The following is a 13,249-nucleotide window of genomic DNA, read 5'->3' as shown; positions in this document are numbered from 1 at the left end:
CTTACATGTTAAATACTTTTTCACGCTTCCATTGTGTCGGCGTGAAAGCATTGATCGTTAGCGCATGTAGTTCACCACTGGTGATACGTTCCATTAACGGTCCATAAATTGTTTGCTGCTGCTTCACTCGTCCCATTCCATCGAAACACTCGCCTACGGCAACGATTTTATAGTGAGTACCAGCTTGGGTCACATGAACTTCATCTAATGAAAGTGCATCCAATAGCAGCTGTTCCAGCTCTTTCAGTTTGGCTGTTTCTTCGTTAACTTGTTCTGTTTCGTTGGAATCCATGGTTCTATTTACCTTGTAATGCTTCTTCGCTGAAGAAGAGTTCTAAATCATATAAACCGATTAATTTTAATAATTGAGTCGATGGCGAGGTCAGCACAAGTTTTCTGTTTTCAGCCTTAGCCAAGCTTAGCAGCTCTAATAGAAAAGCAACCCCGGCACTATCACTGTAGGACAATGCTGACAAATCGATAACTTGAATATTTTTACTCATTAAGGTGTCTCTCTCACGCCAAAGTCTCACAACTTCAACTTGAGATAAGCGGCCGCTTACTCGACACACCACACCATCTTCAATAAATTCTGCCACTTAAACCTTTTTCCCTTTGGGATCTCGAATAATATGTCCTTGATTACGTTGCTCCAGATCAAGGATCACAGTATCGATGCCCTTTTGACGGATGAGGTTCGATATTTCAGAGCTTTTCGATGCAAGTAGACTCACCCCTTCAGCCACAAGGTCGAACGCCTTCCAGCTATCATCTTTCAAACGGCGAACTCTGAACTGCAGTTTAATTGGAGGACGACCCGCATCGACTAGCAGTACATTCACATTCACCATCTTTTCATGGGTAAAATCTGCCGGCGGGGCAAATTTAATTTTCTGATCAGTGTATTCGGTAAACGCTTGAGCATAGGTTGAGATCAAATACCCCTGAAACGCGGTAACGAAGCGTTCCCTCTGCTCTTTGGTTGTCTTCTTTAAGTAAGTCCCCATAACCTTGTAGGAAGCATACTTATAATCAATATAAGGCATCAACTCATCCGAGACTATCACCTTAAGGTGGTCAGGATTGGTCTTAATTATGTCAATATCATGATAAAATCTGTCAAAAGTCCTATTTGCAACCGCTTCCACCATATCATAGGGATCCATGGTGTTCACTTCCGAGTCTTCATAATGAGCTGAAGCACTGAAAACCATCAGTAGAAGTAAAGCCGCTAACTTATTTATGTGATTATATATTCTCATCTCTTAATCCTTTGAAGAGGTGCTATACAGGAACTGACCTATCAGATCTTCCAGCACGAGTGCGGAATGAGTATCATCAATACGATCGCCATCGACTAACATGGCAATATCCTCATCCTCAAACCCTGGAGTCAGGCCTAAAAACTGTTCACCGAGTAATCCAGAGGTCAAAATAGATAAACTACTCGTCTCAGGAAACTGATTAAACTCTTTATCCATCGACAGCTCGACAATGGGCACTAATTCAGACGAATCCAGTTTAATCGCACTCACTCGGCCCACAACCACACCGCCGACTTTAACCGGCGAACGAACTTTCAAGCCGCCAATGTTACTGAACTTAGCATAGAGGGTATAGCTACTATCTCCCGTCTTTACTTCAATATTAGCCACATTAAAGACTAAGACTAAAAATGCGGCAAATCCTGACAATAGAAATAGCCCCACTAAAACTTCAATTTTTCGAGTTAACATTCTCTCATTTCCACTCTAGGTTTGAATATCATCCATTAACGACCAAACATCACTGCGGTAAGCAAGAAGTCCAACGCCAATACGGCCAAGCTAGACTGAACCACTGTTTGCGTTGTTGCCTTGCTGATCCCTTCGGGGTTAGGAATAACCCGATAGCCTCGATACAGAGCTATCCAAGTCACAACCACAGCAAATACCAGACTCTTAATTATGCAATTAACTATGTCTTCTCGCCACTCGACAGACGCCTGAAGAATCGACCAGAAACTTCCGCTATCTATCCCTTTCCATTCGACTCCCACCACATGTCCGCCATAGATCCCCACGGCGGTAAATATTAGGGCTAACAGAGGCAGACTCACCACTCCGGCCCAAAATCTGGGTGCAATAATCTGTCTCAGAGGATCGATAGCCATCATCTCCAGACTCGACAGCTGTTCGGTACTCTTCATCAAACCAATTTCTGCAGTGAGTGCCGATCCGGCGCGGCCCGCAAATAACAACGCTGTCACCACGGGACCTAACTCTCGCAGGAGACTCAAGGCCACCATCGGACCCAGGCTCTCTTCGGTACCAAAACCGACTAAGATGTTATAGCCCTGAAGGGCTAACACCATGCCAATGAAAAGTCCCGAAACAAAAATCAACACCATCGATTGCACACCGACAACGTATAACTGCTTAACAAATAATGGGAAGCCTTTAATCCTGGGTTTACGTGCTATCGCTCCCCACAGCATTAAACCTGCACGCCCGAGTCCGACAACAAAATCTATGGTCAGTCGACCAAGACTCGCCAGTTGATTAGTCATATTCATTGACCACTCCTATGAATGATGCAATGACACTTATAATAGAAAATGTGATTTATCTCCATCATCGCTAGCCTACTAACTCCTTTTGGTAATCTTCAGCAGGAAAATGGAACGGGACCGGACCATCAGGTTCTCCGCCAATAAACTGTTTCAATTGAGGATTGTCAGCATTTTTTAACTCAAGTGGAGTCCCGTGAGCTATGATTCGCTTATCGGCCATCACATAAACATAATCGGCAATACTCAGTACCTCTTGTACATCATGAGAGATAACCACCGACGTTAATTGAAGCGCATCAGACAGCTCACTGATCAATTTAACCAGGACCCCCATAGAGACAGGATCTTGACCGGCAAAAGGTTCATCGTACATCACCATCTCAGGCTCGAGCGCTATCGCTCTGGCAAGGGCTGCTCTGCGTTGCATTCCTCCGGAAAGCTCACTGGGCATCATAGATGCCGTGCCTCGCAGTCCGACGGCTTCAAGTTTCATCAGTACAATTCGCTTAATGATCTCCTCAGATAAACCTGAGTGCTCCCTTAATGCAAACGCGACATTGTCGAACACATTCATATCGGTAAAAAGTGCACCACTTTGAAACAACATGCTCATTCGTTTACGCATATTGAACAACTCTTCCCGGTTGCACCTATGTACATCTTGCCCATCAAATAACACACGCCCAGAATCAGGGTTCAGCTGACCACCCATTAATTTCAACAGGGTCGTTTTACCAATCCCACTGGGCCCCATGATGGCGGTAACCTTCCCCTTGGGGATAGACAGGCTGATATCATCAAAAATGACATGCTCACCCCTGCTGAAATTCAAATTCTGAATTTCAACCAATGGTTTCGGCTCGATTGACACCTGGTGATTCATTTCACTTCCATTTATGCAAAGGGTGAGAAGACGACTCGTCAGACGAAAGACAAAGAAACACTCAATGCTTTTTGTTGTCTCATCTTTATGATCTCATATCGCGCACATTCCACAATAATTGGGAAGTCTGACGAAAGAAAAGAGGCAAATTGTACGTAATTGCCCTATTCGGTACAACTGAATCGACACTATCTTGCCTCAATACTTTCAATTTTGCTCATTTCCAGCGAAAATGCGCGTCAGACTATCTTCAGAATGTAATTTGATGTTATTTAATATTTTCATGCTTATCGCTGGATTGGGCGCCCTGGTTTGGAGTGCTGACAAATTTGTTTATGGCGCTGCAGCCTTTGCAAGAAACCTCGGACTTCCTCCAATGTTGATAGGACTGACCATTGTCGCGATGGGAAGCTCCGCCCCAGAGATGTTCGTTGCCGCAACCGCTTCAATGGAAGGCATGACAGATACCGCCATCGGTAATGTACTGGGATCAAACGTTGCCAACATCACTCTTATCTTAGGGATAACTGCATTATTAGGCGCTATCTCAGTCAGCTCTCAGACCTTACTGCGTGAAATCCCGTTGATGCTCGGTGCAACGATGATTGCCGGCTACTTCCTTCATGATGGTTTTCTCACCCGCATAGAAGGATTCATGCTGATGGGGCTGTTTTTTATCCTCATGGGTTATCTTATCTGGCATGGATTAACCAATAAGAATCATGATCCGCTAGAAGTTGAAGCCGATGACGAGATCCCTAAAGGAGTCCCAACACATAAAGCTGTGCTCTGGTTGGTCGTCGGCATCATATTATTACCCCTTTCGGCGGACTGGATGGTACAGGGAGCCGTAGGCATTGCCAAAGCCTATCACCTGTCTGACCTCGTGATAGGCCTGACGATTATAGCTATCGGTACCAGCTTGCCCGAACTTGCAGCCTGTGTAGCCGGTGTGCTCAAGAAAGAAGACGATCTGGCCATAGGTAACATAGTCGGCTCAAACTTATTCAATATCCTCGCAGTACTGGCATTGCCTGGCATTATCGCTCCCGGAGAGGTTGATGCCGCGGCCAGCACGCGAGATTTTTATATGGTACTCGCAACCAGCAGCGCTCTCGCTGTTCTCATATTACTTAGTGGACGCGTTCGCCAATTAAAGCCTTGGCATGGTGTTGTGTTACTTTGTACTTTTGTTGCGTACCAAGCAGTCCTTTTTCTCGCTTAATCCCGAGAGTGATAAAGCCGAATCAACAGAGAGATCAAAATGGTAGATGAAACTCAATTACGCCAATGGGGCAGAAATGTTATCGATATCGAACGAAATGCTCTCGATAATCTATACCAATATGTAGATTCTGCAGAGTTTGCCACGGCGTGTCGGCTGATCCTCGAATGTACCGGTAAGGTCATCGTGATGGGGATGGGCAAATCCGGACATATCGGTAATAAGATTTCGGCAACCTTAGCCAGTACCGGCACCCCCGCATTCTTCGTTCATCCAGGTGAAGCCAGCCACGGCGATCTTGGCGTTCTAAGTGAAAATGATATCATCTTAGCTATCTCCAACTCAGGTGAAGCCAGTGAAATTCTCACCTTGATGCCGGTGATCAAACGAATGGGACTGCCAATCATTGCCGTAACGGGTAAGCCCGAATCAAATATGGCAAAGCTGTCTATCGTACATCTGTGTATCGAAGTACCGGAAGAGGCTTGTCCTCTGGGGCTTGCACCGACCTCCAGCACGACAGCCACCTTAGTCATGGGAGATGCTCTGTCCGTCGCACTGCTACAGGCCAGAGGGTTTACCAAGGATGATTTTGCCCTATCACACCCAGGCGGTAGCTTAGGCCGAAAATTACTGCTTAAAGTTAGCGATGTTATGCATAAAGCTTCCGAGCTCCCTCTGGTCAGCCATAATATCTGTATCACAGATGCGCTATATGAGATCTCAAAGAAAGGGCTGGGAATGACGGCCGTCGTCGATGATGATAATAAACTCGTCGGTATCTTTACCGATGGTGATCTGCGCAGAGTGATCGACGCCGACGTCAACCTGAGAAAGACCTCGATAAGTGATGTCATGAGCAGAGGTTGCGTAACCGTTTCCGAAGATATTTTGGCAGCCGAAGCATTGAAAGTGATGGAAGAGAAAGACATTAACGGCCTGATTGTCATCGATGAGCTAGAACAGCCAATTGGCGCATTAAACATGCTGGATATGGTAAAGGCTGGGGTTATCTAATCATGTCAGAGCCCGATTTAGCCGGCCAGACAAGGTGTTACAGTACATTGAACCATTTACGCACAATCAAAGCGGGAGGCGCTTAACATGTCACATCAAGGTTTTTACGGTCCGATAAGTGAAGATGTTTGGCAAAAAGCAAAAAATATCAAGTTACTCATCTGTGATGTTGATGGTGTCTTCTCCGATGGCCTGGTTTATATGAGTAACAGCGGTGAAGAGCTGAAAACCTTTCATACCAGAGACGGCTACGGAGTCAGGTCTCTGCTGACCAGTGATATTCCCGTCGCTATCATCACAGGGCGTAAATCTCAGATCGTCGAAGACCGTATGACAGCGCTTGGGATCACCCATATCTACCAAGGTGTAGACGACAAGATGGTGCCATATCAGGACCTGCTCGCTCTCTATAATGTCAGCCCTGAACAGGTCGCCTATATTGGTGATGACATGGTCGATCTTCCGGTGATGAGGCAGGTGGGGTTATCTGTGTGCGTCGCCGACGGTCACCCTTATGTTAAGCAACATGTCGACTTCACCACGCATATTCGTGGTGGCCACGGTGCATTGCGTGAATTGACGGATCTTTTGTTACTCAGCCAGGATAAGTTCGATACCGCTCATGGAATGAGTATATGAACAGAGTGACTCTGGCCATTATCGCTTTCTTTGGTATGGCCTTAATACTTTATTGGCAGGTGCAATCGAAAAGAGGCGAAGAGGAGGTGGCAATAGATGCCAGCCTTCGACCGGACTATGTTGCCGATAACCTGCGAAGCGTAGAGTATAACGAGTTAGGCCTGGTTAATAGCCGGGTTACAGCGACGCATATGGAGCACTTTGAAGAGGCCAACATGACCTACTTCACACAGCCCATCTATCTGGTTTACCCCGATAAGGGACAAGCTCAATGGCGCCTTCGATCATCGAAGGGAACACTGAACAAGAAATCGGGTAAAGTGATTCTGGAGAAGGATGTTATTATTGATGCTATTAGCCCAGAAGAGCCTGTTCAGACAATTAAAACGACTTACCTTGAATTAGATCTAAATACTATGGTGATGACATCGGATCGCGATATCTATATCACAGGTAGCGATTTTAAGATTAAAGGGGTTGGACTCTACGCAGACCTTAATGCTCAGAGTGTGCAATTAACCAGTCAGGTTGAAGGAATATATGAAGCAAAATAAATTACTTATCATCGCCTTACTATCTTTAGTTAGTTTTAGTGGTATGGCTAAACTGGACGATCTGAAACAAGAAGTTAAGATCTCTGCCGCCAGTCAGGAAGCTGATATTAAAAATAACCAGATCATCTTCCACGGACCCGTCGAAGTCACGCAGGGTTCAGTAAAGATCCTGGCCGATGAGCTCAGGGCATTTTCTAAAGAGAAAGACGGCGGAAAGATACTGGTTGCAACGGGAAGCCCTGCCACCTATTCACAGATAATGGAAGATGGTCGCCCGGCATCAGCGAGTGCCAAAGAGATACGCTACGAACTCTCCAGTCGAACCTTAACCCTTATCGGAAATGCCACTCTGGAACAGGCTGGCAGCCAGGTAACGGGCCACCAGATCCGTTACAACATCGCTAAGCAACAGCTCATTGCAGAGAGTACCGGTAATGACAGAGTGATCACTATCATTCAACCTGAAAACTATCAGGAAGAGACAAAGCCTGAACAGCAAATACCAACACCATCAGATGAACCTGAGACGAAGAAAGAGACTCAGCCGGAGCAAGCGACTATAAAACAGGAGCCCAAATGAGCGAGATGACGCTAAAGGCCGTTAACCTTGCCAAGAGCTATAAGAGTCGTGCCGTTGTACAAGATGTGAGTCTCACAGTCAAAACGGGGCAAATTGTCGGCCTGTTAGGCCCAAATGGTGCAGGAAAAACCACCACTTTTTATATGGTGGTCGGCTTAGTGCAGAGTGATAAGGGACGCATCTTTATCGACGATGATGACCTGACCTTAGACCCAATGCATCTACGCGCCAGAAAAGGGATAGGTTATCTGCCTCAAGAAGCCAGTATTTTTCGTAAACTCTCGGTCAGAGATAACATCATGGCGGTATTACAGACCCGCTCAGAGATGAGTAACAATGCACGTGAAGAGCAGCTTGAACACCTGTTAGAAGAGTTCCATATTACTCATATCAGAGACAGCCTCGGTATGGCCTTGTCTGGTGGTGAACGTCGACGAGTCGAAATTGCACGAGCATTGGCGGCAAACCCTAAATTTATCTTACTCGATGAACCCTTTGCCGGCGTCGATCCAATTTCCGTTATCGACATAAAGAAAATCATCTTACAGCTCAAGAGTCGAGGGCTTGGCGTGCTAATCACAGACCATAACGTTCGTGAAACACTGGACGTTTGTGAGCACGCCTACATCGTGAGTCACGGAAACTTAATAGCAGAAGGCACCCCTGCCGAAATCTTGGACAATCAGCAGGTACGGGCTGTGTACTTAGGTGAACAATTCAAGCTATAGTTAATCTATAGCGTCGATTTTCAAGTAACAGATTCGTTAAGACTCGCAAACAGATAGCGAGTCAAGGGGGCAGAGAAACCCCAAAAATTATTTAGCAGGCTTTCTCATTTTATAATTACAAATAAGGGAATAGCGGTAAATGAAAGCGTCACTCCAGCTCAAAATGGGTCAGCAGTTAACCATGACACCACAGCTGCAACAGGCAATACGCCTTTTGCAGCTTTCGTCGCTGGAACTGCAACAAGAGATCCAACAAGCATTAGACTCCAACCCACTACTTGAGTTGGATGAAGAGCAAGTCGATGCAGAGCCCGTCAATAGTGATAGTAAAGCCAGTGATGAGCCCGAATACAGCGCTTCAGCAGAGGGTGATGCAGATAACGAAGGCCCGCAAGATAGCTCAGCCGTCGAGACATCGGATGCACTGACCCAAGATTCCATGCCAGAAGATCTTCCCATGGATACCACGTGGGACGAGGTCTATACTGCGACCCCAAATTCCAGTTCCGGGGCAATGCGCGATGACGATATGCCCTTTCAAGGTGAAACCAGCGAAGGCTTATATGAACACCTTGAATGGCAAAAAAACCTCACCCCTTTCTCCGATAATGATCTGGCCATCGCCACCGCCATTATCGACGCCATCGACGAACGCGGTTACCTAACTCAAAGTGTCGACGATATCCTCGAGGCAATGGGCGATCCTGAAATTGAACAGGATGAAGTTGAAGCCGTACTCAAGCGTGTTCAGCACTTCGATCCTATCGGTATTGCGGCACGAGATCTCAGTGAATGTCTCTCGATTCAGCTCGCCCAATATGCCGACACGACGCCTCATATCGACAACGCCAGACTCTTGATCAAAGAACATTTAGATCTCATCGCCGGACGTGATTTCCGCCTGCTAATGCGCAAGACTAAATTGAAAGAAGATGATCTCAGAGAAGCTATTGCACTGATCCAGACACTTAATCCCAGACCCGGGCTGGCTATTACCCCTGGGCGAGATGAGTATGTGATTCCTGACGTCACAGTGACCAAAAAGAAAGGTCGCTGGGTCGTGGAGTTAAACCCGGATTACATGCCTAAAATCAATGTCAATCAGCACTATGCCTCTATGGCCAAAAGTACTAAGAATCAAGCCGATGGGCAATATATTCGAGGTCATCTGCAAGAGGCTAAGTGGTTTATTAAGAGCCTGGAGAGTCGTAATGAGACCCTGCTGAAAGTCTCTAACTGCATAGTGAAATTTCAACAAGGTTTCTTCGAGTTCGGTGAAGAAGCGATGAAGCCTATGGTGCTGAACGACATCGCCGAAGCGGTTGAAATGCATGAATCAACCATTTCACGTGTCACGACACAGAAGTATATGCATACCCCCAGAGGGATATTTGAATTAAAGTACTTCTTCTCCAGTCATGTCGGTACGGATGATGGTGGAGAATGTTCATCGACTGCGATACGCGCTTTCATTAAGAAGTTGATCGCAGCCGAAAACCAGAAGAAGCCCCTGAGCGACAGTAAAATGGCGACGCTACTGGGGGAACAAGGGATAAAAGTGGCGAGGCGAACGATTGCCAAATATCGTGAAGCTCTGCTCATCCCCCCATCGAATCAGCGTAAGAGTTTATAAAGCGTTATTGAGATCATAAGCAAGAGTTAGTTTACATAACACAATCGGAAACGGAGGAGTAATTCTATGCAAATAAACCTAACAGGGCACCACATTGAAATTACAACATCACTACGTCAATACGTTGAAGAAAAGTTTACTAAACTTGAACGACATTTCGATCAGATCAATAATGTGCACGTTATTTTAAATGTTCAGAAAATGCAGCAAAAAGCGGAAGCAAAACTCCATCTTTCCGGTGGTGAGGTTTTTGCTACGTCTGAAAATGCGGACATGTATGCCGCCATTGACTCCCTGATTGATAAGCTAGACCGTCAGGTTATTAAACACAAAGAGAAGCTAACAAAACATTAATAATGGAACTTAGTAAGATCCTGCAGCCGGAGTGCACAACCTGCGCCACTCCGGGCAGTAAGAAAAAGGTACTGGAACTTATCAGCGATCTTGCGGCTGTCCAGTACCCGACCCTTACCTCTCAAGAGATATTTGAAAGCCTATTGGCTAGAGAGAAGATGGGCAGCACGGGGATAGGTAACGGTATTGCAATTCCTCACGGGAGATTAACCAATATAAGTCAACCAGTTGCAGTTCTAATCAAGTGTGAAGAGCCAATCGCTTTCGACTCGATTGATAAACAGCCGGTAGATATACTATTTGCGCTATTAGTGCCTGCAGATCAATGTGAGCAGCATTTGAGTACCCTGTCGACTATGGCAGAGAAACTCAATGATAAACTGATATTGAAGCAGTTACGTAAAACACAAGATGAATCAGAACTCTATCAGGTAATTACTCAATGAAACTGGTTATGGTATCCGGTCGGTCCGGATCGGGAAAATCTGTCGCCCTCAGGGTTTTAGAGGACCTTGGATACTATTGTGTCGATAACTTGCCTCTACCGCTCATGGACTCACTACTCGATCAACTTAAAGGTAGTACCGAACTTGTCGCCATCAGTGTCGACGTTCGTAACATGCCTGAGCAGGAAAAAGAGCTGGAAAAACAACTTTCCAACCTGCCTGCAGAAACTGAGTTACTCAGTTTCTTTCTCGACTCTTCAGATGAAGTTCTGCTGAAACGATACAGCGAAACCCGCCGACTCCATCCACTATCGAGAAGTAAAACGTCTTTGAAAGAGGCGATTGAGCATGAAAGGTTACTGCTCGAGCCGGTTTCTAAGCTGGTCGATCACTACATAGATACTTCAAACCTCAATATCTACGACCTGAGTAATCAGGTACGAGAGATCTTATTGGGAACTGTAGATAAAGAACTCGTCATTAATTTTGAATCTTTCGGCTTCAAATACGGCATGCCTTCCGAAGCCGACTTTATGTTCGATGTTCGTTTTCTCCCCAACCCTCATTGGGAGCCGGAGCTAAGACCCATGACAGGCCTCGATGAACCGGTACAGCTGTTTCTCAGCCAGCAGCCTATGGTTAATAAATTCATCTGGCAAATTGAAAACCTGTTAGAAACATGGCTGCCGCACCTTGAAAGAAATAATCGTAGCTATCTGACTATCGCCATAGGCTGTACCGGCGGACAACATAGATCTGTCTATGTCACCGACCAATTAGCGAAACTATTTAGCAATAGCAAACATATGGTTAAAGCCCGCCATCGTGAACTAAGCAATGCCTAAATTGGAACGTCGGGTCACCATCTGTAACAAGCTAGGTTTACATGCTCGCGCAGCCACTAAACTCGCCATATTGGCATCTGAGTTCGATGCTCAGGTCACGATAGTACAAGGGGATAAAAAGGCTTCCGCAGCCAGTGTGCTAGGATTACTCATGCTGGAAACCGGGATGGGAAAAACTATCACGCTGCTAGGGGAAGGTAAAGATGCTAACGCCGCACTTGATGCCATCTGTGCCCTTGTAGATGCAAAATTTGATGAGGCGAGTTAATCGTCTGAATCTCATTTTCTAGACAACAGAAAACTAACACTCTAAGCGTCATTTTTACCTCTTTTCACACATTACACGCAACACAAATACACACTCTAAGGGAGGGAAGCTATGCCGGTTGAAGTACTCGACAACGAACTCACAGATCAGCGTTTAAATCAGCTAACACAAGCCCTTGGCAGTGGCATGTTCGTTCATGTGAGAAGCATGCTTCATGATATGGCCGCTTCAGATGTCGCTTTTATCCTCGAGTCATCTCCTCCGAGAACCCGTCAAGTATTGTGGCAACTGATAGATCAAGATCATACCGGTGAGATCCTCGATGAACTGGGTGAGGAACTCAAAGACAACCTTATCAAGCAGATGAGTCCTGAGAGAGTCGCAAAAGCCGCCGCACGCATGGATACCGATGACCTCGCCTATATCCTGCGAAGTCTGCCTGACAGCGTATTTAATCAAGTACTACAGTCGATGACCAGCCAGGATAGAACCCGGGTAGAACAGGCTCTCTCTTATCCTGATGATACCGCAGGCAGCCTCATGAATACCGATACGGTCACACTGCGCCCCGATGTCAATATTGATGTGATTTTACGATATCTCAGGATCAGAGGTGAACTGCCCGAGGCGACTGATACTCTCTATGTCGTCGACAAACAAGACAGTTTTCTCGGTGGTGTACGGATCTCAGATCTTCTCACCTGCGATCCCAACGCCTCTATTCGGGATATCATGGCATCAAAGCTTGAAGGCATTCCGGTAGGCATGTCAGACAGTGAAGTAGCACAGCTGTTTGAACGACATGACTGGCTCTCTGCGCCGGTTATCGGAGACGATAACCGCTTGCTTGGCCGTATCACCATCGATGATGTCGTCGACGTCATCAGAGAAGATGCAGAGCATTCCATGATGGGGATGGCGGGTATGGATGATGATGCCGACACCTTCGGCCCTGTCATAAAAAGTACCTTACAGCGCTCGCTATGGTTAACCATCAACCTTTTCGCCGCGCTGTTGGCGGCCTCAGTAAGCAATATGTTCGAAGGCACATTAGAACAGTTCGCTACCATTGCCATCTTGATGACCATAGTTCCAAGCATGGGAGGCGTTGCCGGTAATCAGACATTAGCGCTGGTTATTCGTGGTATCGCACTGGGACAGATTGGCCAAAGTAACTCTCGCTGGTTGATAGGTAAAGAGCTCGCCATCGGCTTCCTCAATGGAGTTCTTTGGTCCGTATTAGTCTTTCTGGCGATATGGTTCTGGAAAGATGATATCGCACTTGGTGGACTCATTGGTGGCGCGATGCTTATTAACATGACTGTGGCAGGTTTTGCCGGAGCAAGTATCCCGTTACTTCTTAAAAAAATGAATATCGATCCCGCTCTCGCCGGAGGAATGGTGCTCACCACCGTTACCGACGTTATCGGCCTGTTTGCCTTCTTAGGCTTAGCTACATTCTTCTTACTGAATTAACCGACACTTGCTTTGCCGAGATGAGCCCTAAGCGATAAACTTAAGGGCTC

18 protein-coding genes are annotated in these 13,249 nt (G+C 46.2%); 12 read left to right on the top strand and 6 right to left on the bottom strand.

Annotated features, from left to right (window positions below):
- Position 1 precedes the first annotated feature (1 nt).
- The 6 genes from EKG38_RS01605 to EKG38_RS01580 form a co-directional block, all read right to left on the bottom strand.
- Positions 2–292 carry a BolA family protein gene (locus EKG38_RS01605; RefSeq protein WP_126518052.1) on the bottom strand — a complete coding sequence of 97 codons (291 nt, stop codon included), beginning with the start codon at positions 290–292 and terminating at the stop codon, positions 2–4.
- A gap of 4 nt (positions 293–296) precedes the next feature.
- Positions 297–599 carry an STAS domain-containing protein gene (locus EKG38_RS01600; protein WP_126518050.1) on the bottom strand — a complete coding sequence of 101 codons (303 nt, stop codon included), beginning with the start codon at positions 597–599 and terminating at the stop codon, positions 297–299.
- Positions 600–1,262 carry an MlaC/ttg2D family ABC transporter substrate-binding protein gene (locus EKG38_RS01595; RefSeq protein WP_126518048.1) on the bottom strand — a complete coding sequence of 221 codons (663 nt, stop codon included), beginning with the start codon at positions 1,260–1,262 and terminating at the stop codon, positions 600–602.
- 3 nt (positions 1,263–1,265) lie between these two features.
- Positions 1,266–1,736, bottom strand: coding sequence for an outer membrane lipid asymmetry maintenance protein MlaD (mlaD, locus tag EKG38_RS01590; RefSeq protein ID WP_012141083.1), 471 nt, complete (start codon positions 1,734–1,736; stop codon positions 1,266–1,268).
- 35 nt (positions 1,737–1,771) lie between these two features.
- Entirely contained in the window at positions 1,772–2,554 is a 783-nt protein-coding gene (mlaE, locus tag EKG38_RS01585; RefSeq protein WP_126518047.1) for a lipid asymmetry maintenance ABC transporter permease subunit MlaE, read from the bottom strand.
- A gap of 64 nt (positions 2,555–2,618) precedes the next feature.
- On the bottom strand, positions 2,619–3,434 hold the full coding sequence (locus EKG38_RS01580; protein WP_439332632.1) for an ATP-binding cassette domain-containing protein: 816 nt from the start codon (positions 3,432–3,434) through the stop codon (positions 2,619–2,621).
- A 265-nt stretch (positions 3,435–3,699) separates the two neighbouring features.
- Here EKG38_RS01580 and EKG38_RS01575 point away from each other — a divergent pair, with 265 nt between their 5' ends.
- From EKG38_RS01575 to mgtE, 12 genes are all read left to right on the top strand, one after another.
- On the top strand, positions 3,700–4,659 hold the full coding sequence (locus EKG38_RS01575) for a calcium/sodium antiporter (protein ID WP_126518045.1): 960 nt from the start codon (positions 3,700–3,702) through the stop codon (positions 4,657–4,659).
- Positions 4,660–4,698: 39 nt separating this feature from the next.
- Positions 4,699–5,676 carry a KpsF/GutQ family sugar-phosphate isomerase gene (locus EKG38_RS01570; RefSeq protein WP_126518043.1) on the top strand — a complete coding sequence of 326 codons (978 nt, stop codon included), beginning with the start codon at positions 4,699–4,701 and terminating at the stop codon, positions 5,674–5,676.
- Between the two features lie 87 nt (positions 5,677–5,763).
- A complete protein-coding gene (kdsC, locus tag EKG38_RS01565; protein WP_126518041.1) occupies positions 5,764–6,315 on the top strand; it encodes a 3-deoxy-manno-octulosonate-8-phosphatase KdsC in 552 nt (183 codons plus the stop codon).
- Positions 6,312–6,869 (top strand): LPS export ABC transporter periplasmic protein LptC, encoded by a 558-nt coding sequence (lptC, locus tag EKG38_RS01560; RefSeq protein ID WP_126518039.1) that lies wholly within the window; start codon positions 6,312–6,314, stop codon positions 6,867–6,869. Before kdsC ends, lptC begins: the two co-directional genes overlap by 4 nt.
- Positions 6,856–7,449 carry a lipopolysaccharide transport periplasmic protein LptA gene (gene lptA, locus EKG38_RS01555; RefSeq protein ID WP_126518037.1) on the top strand — a complete coding sequence of 198 codons (594 nt, stop codon included), beginning with the start codon at positions 6,856–6,858 and terminating at the stop codon, positions 7,447–7,449. The genes lptC and lptA overlap by 14 nt, the downstream gene beginning before the upstream one ends.
- Complete coding sequence (gene lptB / locus EKG38_RS01550; protein ID WP_126518035.1) at positions 7,446–8,177, top strand: LPS export ABC transporter ATP-binding protein; 732 nt, start codon at positions 7,446–7,448, stop codon at positions 8,175–8,177. The genes lptA and lptB overlap by 4 nt, the downstream gene beginning before the upstream one ends.
- Before the next feature lie 139 nt (positions 8,178–8,316).
- Positions 8,317–9,810 carry an RNA polymerase factor sigma-54 gene (locus tag EKG38_RS01545; protein ID WP_126518033.1) on the top strand — a complete coding sequence of 498 codons (1,494 nt, stop codon included), beginning with the start codon at positions 8,317–8,319 and terminating at the stop codon, positions 9,808–9,810.
- A gap of 66 nt (positions 9,811–9,876) precedes the next feature.
- Positions 9,877–10,164 carry a ribosome hibernation promoting factor gene (gene hpf, locus EKG38_RS01540; protein WP_012141073.1) on the top strand — a complete coding sequence of 96 codons (288 nt, stop codon included), beginning with the start codon at positions 9,877–9,879 and terminating at the stop codon, positions 10,162–10,164.
- Between the two features lie 2 nt (positions 10,165–10,166).
- A complete protein-coding gene (ptsN, locus tag EKG38_RS01535; protein WP_012141072.1) occupies positions 10,167–10,610 on the top strand; it encodes a PTS IIA-like nitrogen regulatory protein PtsN in 444 nt (147 codons plus the stop codon).
- A complete protein-coding gene (rapZ, locus tag EKG38_RS01530) occupies positions 10,607–11,455 on the top strand; it encodes an RNase adapter RapZ (RefSeq protein ID WP_126518031.1) in 849 nt (282 codons plus the stop codon). Before ptsN ends, rapZ begins: the two co-directional genes overlap by 4 nt.
- Positions 11,448–11,723 (top strand): HPr family phosphocarrier protein, encoded by a 276-nt coding sequence (locus tag EKG38_RS01525; RefSeq protein ID WP_012141070.1) that lies wholly within the window; start codon positions 11,448–11,450, stop codon positions 11,721–11,723. The genes rapZ and EKG38_RS01525 overlap by 8 nt, the downstream gene beginning before the upstream one ends.
- Positions 11,724–11,834: 111 nt before the next feature.
- A complete protein-coding gene (mgtE, locus tag EKG38_RS01520; protein ID WP_126518029.1) occupies positions 11,835–13,199 on the top strand; it encodes a magnesium transporter in 1,365 nt (454 codons plus the stop codon).
- Positions 13,200–13,249 lie beyond the last annotated feature (50 nt).

It is taken from the genome of Shewanella canadensis (assembly GCF_003966225.1).
Taxonomy (GTDB): Bacteria; Pseudomonadota; Gammaproteobacteria; order Enterobacterales; family Shewanellaceae; genus Shewanella; species Shewanella canadensis.
This window is presented reverse-complemented; position numbering and strand designations above follow the sequence as displayed.